Raw genomic sequence first — 18205 nt, 5'->3', positions numbered from 1 at the left:
CGCGACTTGTTCATTGAAACAAAACGCCCCGCGAATGCGGGGCGTTTTGTTTGGCGCAGACCGATCGGCGATCAGCGCGCCCGATCCTTTTCCCACAGCACATCCTGCCCGCCCGCTTCGCGGTTGAGCACGCGCGCCAGCACGAAGCACAGGTCGGACAGCCGGTTCAGGTAGCGCCGTGCCGGCGCATTCACGCCGCCGTCGGCCTTCTCCAGCATCACCACGCTGCGCTCGGCGCGGCGGCAGACGGTGCGGCATACATGCGCCAGCGCCGCGCCGCGCGAACCGCCCGGCAGGATGAATTCCTTCAGCGGCGGCAGGGTGGCGTTGTATTTCTCCAGCAAGGCATCCAGCCGCGCCAGGTGGGCGTCGGCCAGCACGGTATAGCCGGGGATGCACAGCTCGCCGCCAAGGTCGAACAAATCGTGCTGGATCGACAACAGCGCCTGGCGCAGCTCGTCCGGCAAGGTTTCGCACAGCAGCAGGCCCAGCTGCGAATTGAGTTCATCCACATCGCCCAGCGCCTGGATGCGCAGGCTGTCCTTGCCCACCCGGCTGCCGTCGCCCAGGCCGGTGCTGCCGTCGTCGCCGGTGCGGGTGGCGATCTTTGAAAGGCGGTTGCCCATACTTGTTTCTCCCTACGTGAAGTTGCGCGAGCTTAAGCTGTGAACAGTACTTGCGCAAGGCTGGCGCAGCGCCCGCCATTGCCTGTTTGATAAGTAATAAATGATAAAAAATTCACTTGATTTGACGGGCGTGCGGAAAAGGCATTGGAGATTTGCCGGATCACTTTGCCGCAAGAGAGTAAAATTCATCAGTTAAGTCAGTGGTAAGGCCATTGATGCCACTGATGCTCGTGTAACCGCATATCTAATAAAAACAGACAACAGAGACCCCTGAGAGAGACAAATGAATCACATCGTTGACGCACAAAAACTCAAGAAGCCGGTTCCCCAGGCCTTGCTGGACGAATTGCAGGCCTTTTTCGGCAGCCGCCTGTCGACTTCCGCCGCCATGCGAGAGCACCATGGCCGCGATGAGTCCTCGTACGATCCGATGCTGCCCGACGCGGTGGTGTTCGCGCACACAACCGAGGAAGTCGCCGCCTTCGTCAAACTGTGCAGCCGTTACGAAACGCCGATCATTCCCTACGGCGCCGGCACTTCGCTGGAGGGCCACATCCTGGCGCTGCAGGGCGGCATCACCATCGACCTGTCGCAAATGAACAGCGTGCTGTCGATCAACCCGGAAGACCTGACCGCCACCGTCCAGGCCGGCGTCACCCGCAAGCAACTGAACCAGGAAATCAAGGACACCGGCCTGTTCTTCCCGATCGACCCGGGCGCCGACGCCTCGCTGGGCGGCATGGCCTCGACCCGCGCTTCCGGCACCAACGCCGTGCGCTACGGCACGATGAAGGAAAACACGCTGGCGCTGACGGTGGTCACCGCCGACGGCAACATCATCAAGACCGGCACCCGCGCCAAGAAGTCGTCGGCCGGCTACGACCTGACCCGCGTGTACGTGGGCAGCGAAGGCACGCTGGGCATCATCACCGAAGTCACGGTGCGCCTGTACCCGCAGCCGGAAGCGATCTCGGCCGCGATCTGCTCCTTCCCCAGCGTGGCCGACGCCGTCAACACCGTGATCCAGACCATCCAGGTCGGCGTGCCGCTGGCGCGCGTGGAGCTGCTCGACGAGAACGGCGTCAAGGCCATCAACGCCCACGACAAGCTGAGCCTGCCGGCCAATCCGCTGCTGTTGTTCGAATTCCACGGCAGCGACAACGGCGTCAAGGAGCAGGCCGAGATCGTGCAGGACATCGCCAACGACAACAACGCCACCGGCTTCGAATGGGCCACCCGCCCGGAAGACCGCAGCCGCCTGTGGACCGCGCGCCATAACGCCTACTTCGCGCTGCTGCAGTTGCGCCCGGGCGCGCGCGCCATCTCTACCGACTGCTGCGTGCCGATCTCGCGCCTGGCCGAGTGCGTGCTGGAGACCAAGGCCGACTGCGAGGCGCAGGGCCTGATCCACGCCATCATCGGCCACGTCGGCGACGGCAATTTCCATGTGCAGATGATGGTCGATCCCAACGATCCGGCCGACGTCGCCAAGGCAGAAGGCGTCAACGAACGCATGGTGGCGCGCGCCATTGCGATGGACGGCACCTGCACCGGCGAGCACGGCGTGGGGCTGCACAAGATGGATTTCCTGGTGCAGGAGCACGGCGCCGGCGCGATCGATGTGATGCGCGCCATCAAGCACGCGCTGGACCCGAAGAACATCATGAACCCCGGCAAGATCCTGCGCTGGGAGCAGTAAGCGTACCGGTGCCGGCGGCCTGCCGCCGGCATCCCGCATCCTCCGTTTTACCCGTCGGCAGCAGTCCGGTTTTGAGCACGATCAGCAAGAAAGAATCCATGGCCACCCGCCTTCCACCCGTCCACGCCCTGTCCGCCTTCGAAGCGGCGGCCCGGCATAACTCCTTCGCCATCGCCGCGGAAGAACTGTGCATCACTCCCTCGGCGCTGTCGCACCGCATCCGCCTGCTGGAGGAATTCGTCGGCGAACGCCTGTTCTACCGCGACGGCCGTTCCATCGGCCTGTCCGAATTCGGCCGCCGCTACCTGGACGTGGTGCGCTCGGCGCTGCGCACGCTGACCGATTTCCCGATGCCGCATCGCAACGCCGCGGCGCAGCCCAAGATCAAGGTGATGGTGCCGCCGACCTTCGCGCGCCACCTGCTGATGCCGCGCATCGCCGACTTCACCCAGCGCCATCCGGAGATCGTGGTCGAACTCTACCTGTCGGTGCCGCTGTACGATTTGTCGCTGTCGGAAAGCGACGTCGAGATCCGTTTCGGCGCCGGCAACTACCCCAACATCCTCACCGAGAAGCTGTTCGAGGAACCGGCCTTCGCGGTGGCCAGCCCCAGCTACCTCAAGACCTTGCCGCCGATGAAGACCCCGGCCGACCTGCAGCACGCCAGCCTGCTGCGCTCGGCGCTGGAGCCGTGGCAGCCGTGGTTCGAGGCGGCCGGCCTGAAGGATTGGACGGAGCCGTCCTCCGGCCTGCGCGTGGACGACCTCGGCCTGCTGCTGGAAGCTGTGCGCCACGGTTACGGTGTGGGCCTGACGCGCCAGCACTTCGCCGAAGAACTGCTGGCGCGCGGCGAGATCGTCGAACTGTTCGACGTGCGCTTGCGCACGCCGCCGCACGCCTACTACGTGGTCTACGAACGCGCGGTGCGCGAGCGACCCGAGGTCGATACCTTCATCAGTTGGATGCAGAACGCATTCAGGAACATCTGAGCTCAGGCCCGCTGAAAATAATTCATTCCCGTTAAGAATTCTTTTCAGTGCGCCGCCAGGCAACAATCCGGCTTGGCGCCGGGGAAAATTCGTTACACTTGGATCCTTGCAGCGGGCCGCTCCCGCATTGCCCAGAACAAAGGTCCAGCATGAATGCTCCCGCCAACCCATCCTTCGCGCCGGCCCGCCAGCGCGAAGTCGTCGACGCCCTGCGCCGGGCCGTGCCCGCGCATTGCGTGCTGTTCGACGAGGAAGATACCCGCCCCTACGAATGCGACGGCCTGGCCGCCTACCGGCAATTGCCGATGGCCGTCGTGCTGCCGGAAAACGAGGCCCAGGTCGTGGCCATCATGAAAACCTGCCATGCGCTGAAGGTGCAGATCGTGCCGCGCGGTGCCGGCACCGGTTTGTCGGGCGGCGCCATGCCGATCGCCGACGGCGTGGTGCTGTCGACCGCCAAGTTCAACAAGATCGTGAGGCTGGACAAGTATTCGCGCACCGCCGTGGTCCAGCCCGGCGTGCGCAACCTGGCCATTTCCGAAGCGGCCGCGCCGCACGGCTTGTACTACGCGCCGGACCCGTCCTCGCAGATCGCCTGTTCCATCGGCGGCAACGTCGCCGAGAACTCCGGCGGCGTGCACTGCCTGAAATACGGCCTGACCGTGCACAACGTGCTGCGCGTGCGCATGGTCACCATCGAAGGCGATGTGGTGGAGTTGGGCAGCGGCGCGCTGGATGCGCCGGGCCTCGACCTGCTGGCGGTGTTCATCGGTTCCGAAGGCATGCTGGGCGTGGTCACCGAAGTGACTGTCAAGCTGGTGCCCAAGCCGCAGGCCGCGCGCGTGATCATGGCCTCGTTCGACGACGTGGTGAAGGGCGGCAACGCGGTCGCCAACGTGATCGCTGCCGGCATCATCCCGGCCGGTCTCGAGATGATGGACAAGACCAGCTCGCGCATGGTCGAGCCGTTCGTCAAGGCCGGTTACGACACCGATGCCGAAGCGATCCTGCTGTGCGAGTCGGACGGCACGGTGGAAGAGGTCGAGGAAGAAATCGGCCGCATGACCGAAGTGCTCAATGCCAGCGGCGCCACCGCCATCGCCTGTTCGCAGTCGGAGGCCGAGCGCCTGCGTTTCTGGTCCGGCCGCAAGAACGCCTTTCCGGCCGCCGGCCGCATCTCGCCCGACTATTACTGCATGGACGGCACCATCCCGCGCAAGCGCCTGGCGCAAGTGCTCTTGGGCATCGCCGAGATGGAAAAGAAATACGGCCTGCGCTGCGCCAACGTGTTCCACGCCGGCGACGGCAACCTGCATCCGCTGATCCTGTTCGATGCCAACATCGCCGACGAATTCCATCGCGCCGAACTGTTCGGCGCCGAGATCCTGGAATTGTGCGTGGAAGTGGGCGGCACCATCACCGGCGAACATGGCGTGGGCATCGAAAAGATCAACTCCATGTGTGTGCAGTTCGCGCCGGCCGAGCGCGAGGCTTTCTTCAAAGTCAAGCGCGCCTTCGACACGGCCTTCCTGCTCAACCCCGACAAGGCCATCCCGACCCTGCACCGCTGCGCCGAGTACGGCCGGATGCACGTGCAGCGCGGCCAACTGCGCCACCCCGATTTGCCGAGATTCTGAGATGAGCGAGCAACAAAATATGAATGCGGTGCTGGACACCTTCCGCCAGCGCATCGCGCAAGGCAAGCCGCTGCAGATCCGCGGCGGCGGCACCAAGGACTGGTACGGCCAGGCGCCGCAAGGCGAAGTGCTGGATACGCGCGCCTACAGAGGCATCATCGACTACGAGCCGACCGAACTGGTGATCACCGCGCGCAGCGGCACCACCCTGGCCGAGATCGATGCCGCGCTGGAAAAGAACAACCAGATGCTGGCCTTCGAGCCGCCGCGCTTCGGGGGCGCCGCCACCATCGGCGGCATGGTCGCGGCAGGCTTGTCCGGCCCCACGCGCGCCGCATCCGGCGCGGTGCGCGACTTCGTGCTGGGCGCGGTGCTGATGGATGGCGAAGGGCAGGAGCTGCACTTCGGCGGCCAGGTGATGAAGAACGTCGCCGGCTATGACGTCTCGCGCCTGCTGACGGGATCGCTCGGCACGCTGGGCCTGATCCTGCAGGTCTCGCTGAAGGTGCTGCCCAAGCCGTTCGCCAGCAGCACGCGGGTGTTCGAAATCAACCAGGAAGGCGCATTGCGCCTGCTGAACCAGTGGGGCGGACAGCCGCTGCCGCTGGCGGCCAGCGCCTGGAGCAACAATACGCTGACCATCCGCCTGGCCGGCGCGCAGGCGGCGGTGGATGCTGCGATCAGGAAGCTGGGCGGCAGCGAGCTTTCCAACGGCGACGATTTCTGGCGCGACCTGCGCGAGCAGGAACATGCCTTCTTCGCCGATATCCATGCCGATGCGCCGCTGTGGCGCCTGTCGCTGCCTTCGGTGGCGGCGCCGCTGGACTTGCCCGGCCGCCAACTGATCGAATGGGGCGGCGCGCAGCGCTGGCTGCGCCCGGACGGCGCGCTCAGCGCGGCCGCCATCCGCGCCGCAGCGGTGGCCGCGGGCGGCAGCGCCAGCCTGCATCGCGGCGGCGACAAGGCGGTCGGCGTGTTCCATCCTTTGCAGCCGGCGGTCGAGAAGATCCACCGCAACCTCAAGGCCCAGTTCGATCCCAAGGGCATCTTCAATCCCGGCCGTATGTACGCCAGCCTGTAAGCCAGCACAGACGATATGCAAACCAACTTAGCCGATTTCATCCGCGACACCCACGAAGGCCAGGAAGCCGACAGCATTCTGCGCAGTTGCGTGCACTGCGGTTTCTGTACCGCCACCTGCCCGACCTACCAGTTGCTGGGCGACGAGCTGGACGGCCCGCGCGGCCGCATCTACCTGATCAAGCAGGTGCTGGAAGGCAAGCCGGCCACGGCCGCCACGCAATCGCACCTGGACCGCTGCCTGACCTGCCGCAACTGCGAATCGACCTGCCCGTCGGGCGTGCAATACGGCCGCCTGGTCGACATCGGCCGCAAGGTGGTGGAACAGCAGGTGCCGCGTCCGCTGTCGCAGCGCGTGGTGCGCACCGCATTGAAGGAACTGCTGCCGCGCAAGTGGATTTTCCGTCCGGCGATGAAAGCCGGGCAGATGGTGCGTCCGCTGCTGCCGAAGGTGTTGAGAAACAAGGTGCCGGCGCCGCAAGAGGCCGGCGTCTGGCCCACGCGCACCCATGCGCGCCAGATGCTGCTGCTGGATGGCTGCGTGCAGCCGTCGATGTCGCCCAACATCAACAGCGCCACCGCGCGCGTGCTGGATGCGCTGGGCGTGCAATTGTTCGTGCCGCCCAAGACCGGCTGCTGCGGCGCCATCCGCTATCACATGAACGACCAGGACGGCGGGCTGGACGATATGCGCCGCAACATCGACGCCTGGTGGCCTTACATCGAAGGCCGCGACGGCATCAAGGCCGAGGCCATCGTGATGAACGCCTCCGGCTGCGGCGCGACGGTGAAGGAATACGGCCACCTGCTGCAGCACGATCCTATCTATGCCGAAAAGGCGCGCCGCATTTCGCACATGACGCGCGACATCAGCGAGATCCTGCCCGACTTCGAAGCGCAGTTGCAGGAGAAGCTCAGGGGCTACGCCGGCAAGCGCGTGGCCTACCATCCGCCTTGCACGCTGCAGCATGGGCAGAAGATCCGCGGCAAGGTCGAGTCCATCCTTGGCGCGGCCGGCGTGGACGTGCAACTGTGCGCCGACAGCCACCTGTGCTGCGGCTCGGCCGGCACCTACTCGGTGCTGCAGCCGGAACTGTCCTACCAGCTGCGCGACAACAAGTTGAAGAACCTGGCCGCCACCGACCCGGACATGATCGTCACCGGCAATATCGGTTGCGTTACGCACTTGCAGTCGGGCACGGAAACACCGGTGAAGCATTGGATCGAGCTGCTGGATGCGGCATTGCAGGAACGCGCCTGAACCGGGGATTTCCGCATGGCACTGCCAAAAGCCCCGCAATGCGGGGCTTTTTTGTGGCCAAAATGATCATGTTTCGCCTATTCAGGGCCATTTGGGCGATCCCGGCTTGACGGGCAACCCCATAAATCAATAAGCTTCGTGCTTTTTATCGGTTGCCGGGAAAAAAACCTAATAATTTCTCATTGGAAACTGCCGCAATCTGAAGCAATCCAATGCGTCACCGGCCTGGAAGCAGCACTCTCAACACGTACTACGCCATTACCCCTCATCGCGCCCGACGTCCGGCTGTTTCACCTGCCTGCGTTCCAGGGCAGGAGACTATCTTGAAAAAACGCATCCCACCCGCCGCCTACATTTTCGTCGCCATGGTGCTCGGCATCCTGGCCGGTTACCTGGTTTTCACCCACTACGACAAGGCCGAAGCCAAGGAGCTGGCCGGCTACATCTCGATCGCTTCCGACATGTTCCTGCGCCTGATCAAGATGGTGATCGCGCCGCTGGTGTTCTCGACGCTGGTGGTCGGCATCGCCCATATGGGCGACGCCAAGTCGGTGGGCCGCATCTTCGGCAAGTCGCTGGGCTGGTTCCTGCTGGCGTCGCTGGTGTCGCTGGCGCTGGGCATGATCATGGCCAACCTGCTGCAGCCGGGCGCCGGCGTGGCATTGCCGCCGCCTGACGCGGCCGGCGCGGGCCTGGCGACCGGCAAGTTCACCGTCAAGGAATTCTTCAACCACCTGGTGCCCAAGTCGGTGGCCGAGGCGATGGCGCAGAACGAAATCCTGCAGATCGTGGTGTTCTCGATGTTCTTCGGCATCGCGCTGGCGGCGCTGGGCGAACGCGGCAAGAACCTGCTGGCGGTGGTGGACGACCTGTCGCACGCCATGCTCAAGATCACCGGCTACGTGATGAAGTTCGCGCCGGTGGCGGTGTTCGCCGCCATGGCCGCGACCGTCGCGGTCAACGGACTGGACATCCTGCTCAGCTTCGCGGTGTTCATGCGCGACTTCTATTTCTCGCTGTTGCTGTTGTGGGCGATCCTGATCGGGGTCGGTTTCGTGTTCCTGAAAAAGCGCATCTTCCACCTGCTGGCGCTGATCAAGGAAGCTTTCCTGCTGGCCTTCGCCACGGCCAGTTCCGAAGCCGCCTATCCCAAGCTGCTGGACGCGCTGGACCGCTTCGGCGTCAAGCGCAAGATCTCCAGCTTCGTGATGCCGATGGGGTATTCGTTCAACCTCGACGGTTCGATGATCTACTGCACCTTCGCCACGCTGTTCATCGCCCAGGCCTATGGCATGCACCTGTCGATCTCGACCCAGATCACCATGATGCTGGTGCTGATGCTGACCTCCAAGGGCATCGCCGGCGTGCCGCGCGCCTCGCTGGTGGTGATCGCCGCCACGCTGCACCAGTTCAATATCCCGGAAGCCGGCCTGCTGGTGATCCTGGGCATCGACACCTTCCTCGACATGGGCCGTTCGGCCACCAACGCGGTGGGCAACTCGATCGCTTCGGCGGTGGTCGCCAAGTGGGAAGGCGGCTTGCTGAGCGAGGAAGAGGCCCGCGCCGCTGAGCAGGAAATCGAGCAGGAAGCGGAACTCAAGCTGCACGCTTAAACACCATTGCCGTTGCCGCCGCCATCGCGGCAGGCAAGCAAAAAAGGAGCGCGCCGGGCAACCGGCCCGCTCCTTTTTCTTTGGCTGGAAGGGAAGGGCGCCAGGCCAAGTCAGGCCAATACGGCTTCGCGCGCCTTGGCCGGAATCCACTCCTGCAGCGTGATCTCGATGGTGATGAAAGAAAGGTTGGCGCCGCGCACGAAGCGGCCGGCGAAGATCTTGCCGTCGGTGTCGGCCACCACGCCTTGCAGCGGGTTGGGATTGGATTTGCCGTCCGAGAAACCGATCTCGCCGAAGACGTTGAGGATCTCTACGCCGGGGCCGTTGATTTCCATTTGGCGCAGGCCGCCGGCGGCGGCATATTGCAGGTGGGCGTCGATCAGGCTGCCGATGGCGCCGCGCACGATGGCGGTTTGCATGCCGTGCTGGCGGCACAGCGCTTCCACGCTCTCGGTCAGGTCCTGGTTGGGTTTCAGGCGCGCCATGACCAGTTTGCCCAGGGTGCCTTCTTCTACTTGAATGTCGTCGTTTGTCTCTGTTGTCGTTGTAGTTGGGTTCGTCATCATGATTCCATGGGTGTCGGATGCAATAGACTGAAGTGCGTCTCTTCATCGCTGTTGACGACGAAGGCGCCTTGGGAAAACAAGCACATGCGGATGATGAGCGGATCGTCGCCCACTTCCACCGTGTCCAGCAAAAGATGGCCGCCATGGATGGCGCCATCGCCATCGATGAAGCCCGAATGGCAGTGCAGCAATACTTTTCCGTCCTGGTTCTGGCCCACCGTGATGGCGCCGGTCACAAAGGTGATGGCGCCTTCCAGGACATGCGGCGGGCCGTAGTCATACGGGCGCTTCTGGTCCTTGGTGTTTTCGATGCGGTGGTAGTGCAGGCAGCGCGCGGTGCCGCCGCACATGCGGCCGACGCCGCCGCGCTGGCCGTAGCGCGCCAGTACCTTGCGCAAGGCCTCGCCGACCAGGGTGCCGGGCGCCAGCGTGATGCGCAGTTCCTCGGCCGGATTGGCTTCCAGGTCCAGCGTGCGCGGGTAACTCTGCTGGCCTGCGTGGAGGAACTTGCGCACCTCGACAAATCCCGGATGGCCGTCAGCGGGTTTGTTGGAGAGTTTCATAAGCGATAGTCACCTTTCTCCTCAAGCAATGCCTTGATCTGTTTCTTGACGATCTTGCCGTAGCCCGACTTGGGCATGGTTTCCCAGAACACGAAGCGGCGCGGCCACTTGTACTTGCCGATGCGCTCTTCCAGGTGCGCCAGCAGCGCTTCGCCGCCGACTTCCTGGCCCGCCTTGCACACGATCACCGCCAGTCCGCTCTCGCCCCACTTGGGGTCGGGCACGCCCAGCACCGCCACTTCGGACACCGCCGGGTGGGTCAGCAGCGCTTCCTCGATCTCGCGCGGATAGACGTTGGAGCCGCCCGAGATGTACATGTCGGAGGAGCGGCCGGTGATGTAGAGGAAGCCATCCTTGTCCACATGGCCGAGGTCGCCGGTATGGAACCAGTCGTGCTTGAAGGCCTTGGCATTGGCGTCCGGATTGTTGTGGTAGCCCATGAACACGGCCGGGCCGCGCACGCAGATCTCGCCGGTCTCGAAGGGCTTGAGCTTCTTGCCGTCGTCGTCGAGGATGGCGATTTCCATGCCGGTGCGCGGCATGCCGCAGGTGCCCACGCGGGCCTGCGGGTGGGCGTCGTCCTCATGATGCATGTAGGGCGGCAGGAAGGTGATGTTGCCGGTCACTTCCCCCAGGCCGTAGTACTGCACCAGCACCTTGCCCAGTTTTTTCAGGGCGTACACCTGGTCGGCGCGGTACATCGGCGCGCCGGCGTAGATCATGTGCTTCAGCGACGAATGGTCGTAGCGGTCGACCGATTCGTCTTCCACCAGGATCTTGACGATGGTGGGCACGGTGAACATGTTGTCCACCTTGTATTTCTCGACCAGTTGCCAGGCTTCCTCGACCACCAGGCGTTCGGAAGACAGCAGGATGCTGGCCGCGCCGCGCGCGGTATTGATCACGGCGTGGATGCCGGCGCCATGCGACAGCGGCGCCACCACCAGCGAGCGCGATTCGTGGTTCAGACCCGGCATCAGGTCGGCCAGGTGGTTGGTGACGACGAAGGCCATCTGGCCGTGCGCCAGCATGCCGGCCTTGGGGTGGCCGGTGGTGCCGGAGGTGTAGAAGAACCACAGCGGGTCTTCGTAATCGACTTCGGCTTCCTCGAAGGCTTCGCGGCCGGCGTCGGCCACCAGCGTTTCGAAATCCAGTTCGCCCGGGCGCGGGTCGGCCAATGCGATCACGTGTTCCAGCGTCGGCGACACCGCCTTGACCGCGTCCACGTAATGGGCGAAACCCTGGTCGTAGAGCATCACGGAAGCGCCGCTGGACTGGCCGAGGTAGGCCGCCTCAGGCGGCGTGATGCGGAAGTTGGTCGGCACCCAGACCATGCCCAGTTTGAAGGCGGCCCAGGCGCTTTCGAAGATCTGCTGGTTGTTGCGCGAATGCACCAGCATCTTGTCGCCTTTCTTCACGCCGCGCTTGGCCAGCGCATGCGCCAGGGCGTCGACGCGGTCGTTCAACTGCTTCCAGGTAACGATCTTGTCTTCGCCGTTGGCGGCGCCTTTGCTGAGGATCAGGCCGGGGGCGTCGGGAAAGCGGCGCGCCACATCCGACAGCAGGCGGCCCAGGTTCATGACTTTCTTTAACATCGTCTCACTCGTTCTAATTGGAATTGGCGTTGCTTTTTTATTTGCTGCGGGTCTTGCGGATGCCGCCTGCCGCCCGCGCACAGTCGCGGGCGGCAGGGAAGTGCGGAAGGAAACGGATCAGTGGACGCGTTCCAGGATGCTGACGTAGTTGGCCACGGCCGCGCCGCCCATGTTGAACACGCCGGCGTACCTGGCGTTGGGGATCTGCATGTCGCCGGCGTCATGCGCGGCCTGCATCGCCGCCATCACGTGCATCGACACGCCGGTGGCGCCCACCGGGTGGCCCTTGGACTTGAGGCCGCCGGAGGGGTTGACCGGCAGCTTGCCGTCCTTGGCGGTAATGCCGTCGAGGATCACGCGCGCGCCCTGGCCGTGCGGCGCCAGGCCCATCGCCTCGTATTCCAGCAGTTCGGCGACGGTGAAGCAGTCGTGGGTTTCCACCAGCGACAGGTCGTCCAGCGCCAGGCGCGCATTGCCCAGCGCGTTCTTCCAGGCCAGTTCGGCGGCTTCGAAGCGGGTCGGGTCGCGGCGCGACAGCGGCAGGTAGTCGTTGACGTGCACCGCGGCGCGGAACTGCACCGCGCGCGGCAGCGACTTGGCGGCGTCGGCGGCGCTGATCACCAGCGCGGCGGCGCCGTCGGAGACCAGCGAACAGTCGGTGCGCTTGAGCGGGCCGGCCACGAACGGGTTCTTTTCCGAGACGTTGCGGCAGAAATCGAAGCCGAAGTCCTTGCGCATGTGCGCATAGGGATTGGACATGCCGTTCTTGTGGTTCTTGGCGGCGATCGCGGCCAGCGCGTCGGACTGGTCGCCGAAGCGGTCGAAGTAGCCTTGCGCGATCTTGCCGAACACGCCGGCGAAGCCGCCGGGGATGCCGGCCTCTTCCTTGGCGTAGCAAGCCTTGAGCAGCACCTCGCCCACTTGCGGGGTGGCCAGCTCGGTCATCTTCTCGAAGCCGATCACCAGCACATGCTTGGAATCGCCCGCCTTGATCGATTGCAGGCCCGAGTGGATCGCGGCCGAACCGGTGGCGCAGGCGTTCTCCACGCGCACGGCCGGCTTGAAGCGCAACTGCGGCAGGCTGTTGATGACCAGCGAGGAGGGGAAGTCCTGGTAGAGGAAGCCGGCATTGAAGGTGCCGACGTGGATCGAATCGATATCTTCCGGTTGCAGGCCGGCGTGTTCGATGGCGGCCTTGGCGACCTGGCCGATCAGCACTTCGGGGTCGATGCCGTCGAGCTTGCCGAATTGGGAATGGTGCCAGCCGGTGATGCAGGGGGCGGATGCGGAAGCAGTCATGTTCATTTGTCCTTGTAAGACGTGGTCGGTACGGTTGATGTGGACGCAATATGCAAAATCGATGCCACGCATCCGAACTGTCATTCAGAGGCCTTGTGGGCTTCGTCGCGGATGGGCAGGGCGGCCTGCACTATTGCCTGTGTTATGGCCTGTGGAATCAAGATAGCACGTCTGCGCAGCGGGTGAATTTGCTGCGATGCGCAAAGGGAATGTAGTGGAAATCGCCAGGTACAACTGTCCGCGCTGCGACAGTTGTGCGACACAAATGCGACAGGTGTCGCATCAATTCCCATCAAATAATTTGTCGCCGGGGGCCTGCCCGCCCTTGTCCTTTCGCGCCGTTATCGCAGAGAATACAGGCGCAATGCCGATGACAGGGAGGGGAGGCCGGCGCCGCCGAGGGAGAATTGGCGGCTTGGCATCCAAATTGCTCTGTTGACGTCAAGCAGTGCCGACAACGACGGACACCAGCTGCATTCCGGCATCCAGGTTCCGGTTCACATAAAACTACATAAACAGGAGATAAACAGATGGGCAATCCCGCTGGCAAAATCACGCGCCGTTCTTTTCTGAAGACCGCCTCGGTCGCATCGGCCGCCGCCGCGACCGGCCTGTACGGTACGTCCGCGCATGCCGCCGAATTCACCTTCAAGTACGCCAACAACCTCCCGGTGACGCACCCGATGAACGCGCGCGCCAAGGAGATGGCCGCCAAGATCGCCGAGCAGTCCAAGGGCCGTATCGAGCTGCAGCTCTACCCCAACAACCAGCTGGGTACCGACACCGACATGCTGTCGCAGGTGCGCGCCGGCGCGATCGATTTCTTCACGCTGTCGCCGCTGATCCTGGGCACGCTGGTGCCGGCCGCGCAGATTTCCGGCATCGGCTTCGCCTTCAAGGACTACAACCAGGTGTGGGCCGCCATGGACGGCGAACTGGGCGCGCACGTGCGCAAGCAGATCGAAGCCAAGTCGACCCTGTTCGCCTTTGAAAAGATCTGGGACAACGGCTACCGCCAGATCACCAACAGCAGCAAGCCGATCAAGAGCGCCGACGACCTCAAGGGCATGAAGCTGCGCGTGCCGCCGAGCCCGCTGTGGACCTCGATGTTCCGTGCCGTGGAAGCGGCGCCGACCTCGATCAACTTCGCCGAAGTGTATTCCGCGCTGCAGACCAAGATCGTCGAAGGCCAGGAAAACCCGCTGGCGATCATCGCTACCGCCAAGCTGTACGAAGTGCAGAAGTACTGTTCCATCACCAACCACATGTGGGACGGCTTCTGGTTCCTGGGCAACAAGAAGTCCTTCGAGCGCCTGCCCAAGGACCTGCAGGAAATCATGGCCCGCAACATCAATGAAGCCGGTATGAACCAGCGCGCCGACGTGCGCAAGCTCAACGATTCGCTGATCGGCGAAATGAAGGGCAAGGGCCTGGCCTTCAACGATACCGACAACGATTCGTTCCGCGCCAAGCTGCGCAGCGCGGGCTTCTATGCCGAATGGCACAAGAAGTTCGGCGACGAGCCGTGGGCATTGCTGGAAAAGTACACCGGCAAGCTGGCCTGACCTGGATCCGCTGGAGACTTGATGATGGAAGCTGCAATGACTTACCGCGCGCTGGTAAACATGAACCCGGCGGCGCGCGCGCTGGTGGCGATCAACCGCATGGTGATGCATGTGGTCGGCGCCGTCGCGGCGGCGCTGGTGGTGGCCGAGACGGTGGTGCTGTTGACCGGCGTCATCTACCGCTACGCCCTGCACGACCCGCTGGTATGGTCGGATGAACTGGCCTCGATCCTGTTCATCTGGCTGTCGATGCTGGGCGCGGTGCTGGCGCTGGACCGCGGAGAGCACATGCGGCTGACCGCCATCATCAACAAATGCTCGGAAAAGGGCCGCGTCTGGCTGGAGACGGTCGCGGCCCTGGTGGTCTGCATCTTCGTGCTGATGGTGATCCACCCGGCGGTGGACCACTCGGTCGAGCAGATGGCGATCACCACGCCGGCCCTTGAGATCCCCGATGGATTGCGCGCCGCGGCGCTGCCGGTGGGCGCGATCCTGATGCTGCTGGCGGCGGTCTCGCGCATGGCCGCGATGACCACCTTCAAGCAGTTGCTGTCGGCCCTGGCCGTGGTGGCCGTGATCGCTGGCGGCCTGTGGCTGGCCAAGCCGGCCTTGCTGGCCATGGGCAACTACAACCTGATCATTTTCTTCGTGCTGCTGATCGGCGTGTGCGTGGCCGGCGGCATTCCCATCGCCTTCGCCTTCGGCACCGCCACCATGGCCTACCTGGCGCTGGCCACCGGCGCGCCGCTGATGATCGTGGTCAGCCGGATGGACGAAGGCATGTCCAGCCTGATCCTGCTGTCGGTGCCGCTGTTCGTGCTGCTGGGTTCGCTGCTGGAAATGTCGGGCCTGGCCAAGACCCTGATCGATTTCATGGCTGCGCTCCTGGGCCACGTGCGCGGCGGCCTGCAATACGTGCTGCTGGGCGCGATGTTCCTGGTGTCGGGCATCTCCGGCTCCAAGGCGGCCGACATGGCGGCCATCGCCCCGGCGCTGTTCCCGGAAATGAAAAAGCGCGGCTCCAAGCCGGAAGAGCTGGTGGCGCTGCTGTCGTCTTCCGGCGCGATGACCGAAACCATTCCGCCCAGCCTGGTGCTGATCACCATCGGCGCGGTTTGCAGCGTATCGATCACGGCGCTGTTCATCGGCGGCCTGATGCCGGCGGCGATCGCCACCATCGCCATCGCCGTGGTGTGCTGGATGCGCGCGCGCCGCGAACCGATGCCGGACGTCAAGCGTGCGCCGCTGTCGCTGATCATGAAGACCCTGATCGCCGCCATTCCCGCGCTGGCATTGCCGATGCTGATTCGCGTGGCGGTCATCGAAGGCGTCGCGACCGCCACCGAAGTGGCGACCATCGGCGTGGCCTACACCATCGTGGTCGGCCTGGTCATGCACCTGTTCATGAAGCACCTGAGCTTCAAGCGCATCTATCCGATCCTGGTGGAATCGGCCGCGCTGTCGGGCGCGATCCTGCTGATCATCGGCATGGCGACTTCGATGGCCTGGGCGCTGACCCAGTCCGGTTTCTCGGCCAAGCTGGTCGCCTTGATGCAAGGCGTGCCGGGCGGCGGCGCCGGTTTCCTGCTGATCACGATCGTGATCTTCATCATCCTGGGCAGCCTGCTGGAAGGCATCCCGGCGATCGTGCTGTTCGGGCCGCTGCTGTTCCCGGTGGCGCGTTCGCTCGGCGTGCACGACGTGCACTACGCGATGGTGGTGATCCTGGCGATGGGCATCGGCCTGTTCGCGCCGCCCTTCGGCGTCGGCTTCTATGCCGCCTGCGCCATCGGCAAGGTGTCGCCCGACAAGGTATTCAACCGCGTCTGGGGCTACCTGGCCGCGCTGGTGGTGGCGTTGCTGGTGGTGGCCTTCGTGCCCTGGATTTCCATCGGCTTCCTCTGACCTTCACCCAAGTCACCAAGGCAGATCACTGACAAGGTATTCGACTTAAAAACGGCGGCCCCATCCTTTCCCCAGGGGCCGCCAACATCCACGGAGACAACATGAACCAAAGCGATAGCGGCGCCCGCGTGGCGCTCGTGACGGGCGGAGCCATGGGCATCGGCGCCGCGATTTCCCGGCAACTGGCGGCCAAGGGCTACACCGTCCTGGTATCGGACATCAACCTGGAGGCGGCCACCAAGACCGCCGCCGCGCTGGTCGAGGCGGGCCACAAGGCGGCGCCGCTGCAGATGGACGTGGGCAACCCGGAATCGATCGCCAAGGCTTTCGCCGCGGTCGAGAAGGATTACGGCCGCTGCGATGTGCTGGTCAACAACGCCGGCATCGCCAAGACCTATCCTTTCCTCGATTTCCCCATCGACAACTGGCTGCAGACCATGAACGTCAACGTCACCGGCGTGCTGGTGGCGGGGCAACTGGCAGCGCGCCTGATGCTGAAGAACAAGTGGGGCCGCATCGTCAACATCTCGTCGATCTCGGGCATCCGCGCCGGGGCGGGGCGCACTGCCTACGGCACGTCGAAGTCGGCGGTGATCGGCCTGACGCGCCAGATGGCGATCGAGCTGGCCGAGCACGGCATTACCGTCAACAGCGTGGCACCGGGGCCGGTCGATACGCCCTTGACGCAGGCCGTCCATTCGGAGGCGACGCGCCAGAGCTTTTACCGGCTGGTGCCGATGCGCCGTTACGGCAGCACCGATGAGATTGCCGCCGCGGTGTGTTTCCTTGCCGGCGATGAGTCTTCCTATATCACCGGCCATGTGATTCCGGTCGATGGCGGTTTTGTCGCCGGCGGCGTGCTGGATATCTGAACAAGGAGCGGACATGCAGAAGCTGATGGAAGGCAAGGTCATCATCGTGACCGGGGCCGGTTCGGTGGGCGAGGGCTGGGGCAACGGCAAGGCTGCCGCGGCGCTGTATGCGCGCGAGGGCGGCCGTGTGCTGGCGGTGGATCGCAGCATCGATGCGGCTCGGGAGACGCAGGAAATTATCCGCGGCGAAGGCGGGGTGTGCGAGGTGATTGCGGCCGATGTGTCGAAGACGGCGGATGTGAAGGCGATTGCCGATGCGGCGATGGATCATTTCGGGCGGGTCGATGTACTGCATAACAACGTCGGTATCGCGGAGACCGGCGGGCCGGTGGAGACCAGCGAGGAGAGCTGGAACCGGTTGGTGGCGGTTAACCAGACCAGCTTGTTCCTGACGCACAAGTTCGTATTGCCGATCATGGAGAAGCAGAAGAAGGGTTCCATCGTGAATATCTCTTCGCTGGCTGCCTTGCGCTGGATCGGTTTTCCTTATCTTGGCTATACGACTACCAAGGCTGCCATCCTGGCTTTTACCAAGAACGTGGCGATGCAGTATGCGCCGTTGGGGATTCGTGCCAATTGCATCCTGCCGGGGTTGATGGATACGCCGATGATTCGGGAGCCGTTGAAGGCTTCTTATGGCGGGGATATCGAGGAGATGCGGGCTAAGCGGAATGCGCAGTGTCCGATGGGGTTCATGGGGGATGCATGGGATGTGGCGCATGCTTCCCTGTTCTTGGCTTCCGATAATGCTCGATATATCACCGGACTGGATCTGATTGTGGATGGTGGATTGTCGTTGAAATGTACTTGATGTTGTTGGGTAGTCTGGTTTTGCTTCGTGCAGATGTACTGGCTTAATGCTTATCTTTCTTCGGTCGGAACGGAGCGCCGGGGGCGGCCCGGCAGCCGCTCACTTTTCTTGTCTCGCCAAGAAA

The 18205-nt window shown here is 63.9% G+C and carries 15 protein-coding genes; 10 read left to right on the top strand and 5 right to left on the bottom strand.

The genetic code is table 11. The features are described 5' to 3' along the window. Positions 1–71 precede the first annotated feature (71 nt). Positions 72–626 (bottom strand): cob(I)yrinic acid a,c-diamide adenosyltransferase, encoded by a 555-nt coding sequence (locus tag J7548_RS18775; RefSeq protein WP_290977598.1) that lies wholly within the window; start codon positions 624–626, stop codon positions 72–74. Between the two features lie 283 nt (positions 627–909). Here J7548_RS18775 and J7548_RS18770 point away from each other — a divergent pair, with 283 nt between their 5' ends. The 6 genes from J7548_RS18770 (at position 910) to J7548_RS18745 (ending at position 8905) form a co-directional block, all read left to right on the top strand. Further along, positions 910–2325 carry an FAD-linked oxidase C-terminal domain-containing protein gene (locus J7548_RS18770; protein ID WP_290977596.1) on the top strand — a complete coding sequence of 472 codons (1416 nt, stop codon included), beginning with the start codon at positions 910–912 and terminating at the stop codon, positions 2323–2325. A gap of 98 nt (positions 2326–2423) precedes the next feature. Then, complete coding sequence (locus J7548_RS18765) at positions 2424–3314, top strand: LysR substrate-binding domain-containing protein (protein WP_290977594.1); 891 nt, start codon at positions 2424–2426, stop codon at positions 3312–3314. Between the two features lie 149 nt (positions 3315–3463). After that, entirely contained in the window at positions 3464–4951 is a 1488-nt protein-coding gene (locus tag J7548_RS18760) for an FAD-linked oxidase C-terminal domain-containing protein (protein ID WP_290977592.1), read from the top strand. A 1-nt stretch (position 4952) separates the two neighbouring features. Beyond that, positions 4953–6032: a glycolate oxidase subunit GlcE gene (gene glcE, locus J7548_RS18755; protein ID WP_290977590.1), complete on the top strand. Its 1080-nt coding sequence runs from the start codon at positions 4953–4955 to the stop codon at positions 6030–6032. A 15-nt stretch (positions 6033–6047) separates the two neighbouring features. Then, the gene (glcF, locus tag J7548_RS18750; RefSeq protein ID WP_290977588.1) at positions 6048–7292 is read left to right on the top strand and encodes a glycolate oxidase subunit GlcF; all 1245 of its coding nucleotides are present in this window, start codon (positions 6048–6050) and stop codon (positions 7290–7292) included. Positions 7293–7615: 323 nt separating this feature from the next. Beyond that, the gene (locus J7548_RS18745; protein WP_290977586.1) at positions 7616–8905 is read left to right on the top strand and encodes a dicarboxylate/amino acid:cation symporter; all 1290 of its coding nucleotides are present in this window, start codon (positions 7616–7618) and stop codon (positions 8903–8905) included. A gap of 110 nt (positions 8906–9015) precedes the next feature. On the opposite strand, the gene J7548_RS18740 is transcribed toward J7548_RS18745, so the two are convergent. The 4 genes from J7548_RS18740 to J7548_RS18725 all read right to left on the bottom strand — a co-directional run bounded on the left by J7548_RS18740 (position 9016) and on the right by J7548_RS18725 (position 12928). Beyond that, positions 9016–9390 carry a PPC domain-containing DNA-binding protein gene (locus J7548_RS18740; RefSeq protein WP_290977812.1) on the bottom strand — a complete coding sequence of 125 codons (375 nt, stop codon included), beginning with the start codon at positions 9388–9390 and terminating at the stop codon, positions 9016–9018. Positions 9391–9467: 77 nt separating this feature from the next. Beyond that, complete coding sequence (locus J7548_RS18735) at positions 9468–10034, bottom strand: DUF296 domain-containing protein (protein ID WP_290977584.1); 567 nt, start codon at positions 10032–10034, stop codon at positions 9468–9470. Further along, complete coding sequence (locus tag J7548_RS18730; RefSeq protein ID WP_290977810.1) at positions 10031–11647, bottom strand: acyl-CoA synthetase; 1617 nt, start codon at positions 11645–11647, stop codon at positions 10031–10033. Before J7548_RS18730 ends, J7548_RS18735 begins: the two co-directional genes overlap by 4 nt. Before the next feature lie 99 nt (positions 11648–11746). Continuing rightward, on the bottom strand, positions 11747–12928 hold the full coding sequence (locus tag J7548_RS18725; RefSeq protein WP_290977582.1) for an acetyl-CoA acetyltransferase: 1182 nt from the start codon (positions 12926–12928) through the stop codon (positions 11747–11749). A 530-nt stretch (positions 12929–13458) separates the two neighbouring features. Between J7548_RS18725 and J7548_RS18720 the strand changes: the two genes are divergently transcribed. From J7548_RS18720 to J7548_RS18705, 4 genes are all read left to right on the top strand, one after another. After that, positions 13459–14493, top strand: a complete 1035-nt coding sequence (locus J7548_RS18720; protein ID WP_290977581.1) for a TRAP transporter substrate-binding protein — start codon at positions 13459–13461, stop codon at positions 14491–14493. Between the two features lie 21 nt (positions 14494–14514). Continuing rightward, positions 14515–16398 carry a TRAP transporter large permease subunit gene (locus J7548_RS18715; RefSeq protein ID WP_290977579.1) on the top strand — a complete coding sequence of 628 codons (1884 nt, stop codon included), beginning with the start codon at positions 14515–14517 and terminating at the stop codon, positions 16396–16398. A gap of 101 nt (positions 16399–16499) precedes the next feature. Further along, a complete protein-coding gene (locus J7548_RS18710; RefSeq protein WP_290977577.1) occupies positions 16500–17270 on the top strand; it encodes an SDR family NAD(P)-dependent oxidoreductase in 771 nt (256 codons plus the stop codon). A gap of 13 nt (positions 17271–17283) precedes the next feature. Beyond that, entirely contained in the window at positions 17284–18081 is a 798-nt protein-coding gene (locus J7548_RS18705; RefSeq protein ID WP_290977575.1) for an SDR family NAD(P)-dependent oxidoreductase, read from the top strand. Positions 18082–18205: the final 124 nt, after the last annotated feature.

The sequence above is a fragment of the Herbaspirillum sp. genome, assembly GCF_017744395.1.
GTDB lineage: Bacteria > Pseudomonadota > Gammaproteobacteria > Burkholderiales > Burkholderiaceae_D > Herbaspirillum.
The sequence above is the reverse complement of the archived record's forward strand: the minus strand, read 5'-3'. Positions and strand labels throughout refer to the sequence as shown.

Coding starts and splice junctions, on each gene's coding strand:
- J7548_RS18775 (WP_290977598.1), bottom strand. CDS start 626: ATGGGCAACCGCCTTTCAAAGATCGCCACCCGCACCGGCGACGACGGC.
- J7548_RS18770 (WP_290977596.1), top strand. CDS start 910: ATGAATCACATCGTTGACGCACAAAAACTCAAGAAGCCGGTTCCCCAG.
- J7548_RS18765 (WP_290977594.1), top strand. CDS start 2,424: ATGGCCACCCGCCTTCCACCCGTCCACGCCCTGTCCGCCTTCGAAGCG.
- J7548_RS18760 (WP_290977592.1), top strand. CDS start 3,464: ATGAATGCTCCCGCCAACCCATCCTTCGCGCCGGCCCGCCAGCGCGAA.
- glcE (WP_290977590.1), top strand. CDS start 4,953: ATGAGCGAGCAACAAAATATGAATGCGGTGCTGGACACCTTCCGCCAG.
- glcF (WP_290977588.1), top strand. CDS start 6,048: ATGCAAACCAACTTAGCCGATTTCATCCGCGACACCCACGAAGGCCAG.
- J7548_RS18740 (WP_290977812.1), bottom strand. CDS start 9,390: ATGGCGCGCCTGAAACCCAACCAGGACCTGACCGAGAGCGTGGAAGCG.
- J7548_RS18735 (WP_290977584.1), bottom strand. CDS start 10,034: ATGAAACTCTCCAACAAACCCGCTGACGGCCATCCGGGATTTGTCGAG.
- J7548_RS18725 (WP_290977582.1), bottom strand. CDS start 12,928: ATGACTGCTTCCGCATCCGCCCCCTGCATCACCGGCTGGCACCATTCC.
- J7548_RS18720 (WP_290977581.1), top strand. CDS start 13,459: ATGGGCAATCCCGCTGGCAAAATCACGCGCCGTTCTTTTCTGAAGACC.
- J7548_RS18715 (WP_290977579.1), top strand. CDS start 14,515: ATGATGGAAGCTGCAATGACTTACCGCGCGCTGGTAAACATGAACCCG.
- J7548_RS18710 (WP_290977577.1), top strand. CDS start 16,500: ATGAACCAAAGCGATAGCGGCGCCCGCGTGGCGCTCGTGACGGGCGGA.
- J7548_RS18705 (WP_290977575.1), top strand. CDS start 17,284: ATGCAGAAGCTGATGGAAGGCAAGGTCATCATCGTGACCGGGGCCGGT.